This is a genomic window from Caulobacter sp. 05T431 (assembly GCF_056665975.1).
Map to the genome: position 1 here is coordinate 1 of NZ_JBFTKU010000069.1, position 602 is coordinate 602.

The following is a 602-nucleotide window of genomic DNA, read 5'->3' on the forward strand; positions in this document are numbered from 1 at the left end:
TATCCCGCTCATGCTGGCGAACCCAGTTCAACAGCGTTTGCGGCGTGCATCCTATCTTGGCGGCTATGGATTCTACGGCCGCCCACTGGGACGGATGATCGCCTCGCGACTCGGCAACCATGCGCACGGCTCGCTCGCGAACCTCCGGGGAAAACTTGACTGGTTTCTTCATCGTGGCTCCATTCTCTCAAGAAGTGGAGCCTCCACTAAACCCGGGGCGGTTCACAACTTCGGTGCGATTGGCATTTGGGAACGCCAGTATGATGCATGGGGTATAGAGGCCTTGTCATCGCGCCCAAAAGGGCGTCCCAGGAAGATGTCGCCACCCACTCCCAAAGCAAAGCCACCGAAGCCATCTGGTGATCGCACGCGCACGCGCGAGGAGCTCATTGACGAGCTGAACTACCTGCGCATGGAGAACGCCTACCTAAAAAAACTCGACGCCTTAGTTCAAGCGAACAAGAAATCTGCGCAACCCAAAAAGCGCAAATAGTGCWTGAGCTAAGGCGGCAGTATCCATTGGCGGGGCTGTTGAAGGTCGCAGGCCTGGCACGAAGCACCTTCTACTATCAGCAAACAGTACTTCAGGCGCAGGACAGGTA

1 protein-coding gene and 1 pseudogene are annotated in these 602 nt (G+C 56.7%); one reads left to right on the forward strand and one right to left on the reverse strand.

Going from position 1 to position 602, the window contains the following annotated elements; translation table 11 throughout:
- The coding region (locus tag AC1U89_RS24555) for a transposase (protein WP_479902221.1) at nt 1–172 on the reverse strand (172 nt) is incomplete at its 3' end.
- Between the two features lie 48 nt (nt 173–220).
- On the opposite strand from AC1U89_RS24555, the pseudogene AC1U89_RS24560 reads away from it, so the two are divergent.
- Nucleotides 221–602, forward strand: a pseudogene (locus AC1U89_RS24560) (IS3 family transposase); the annotation flags it as partial.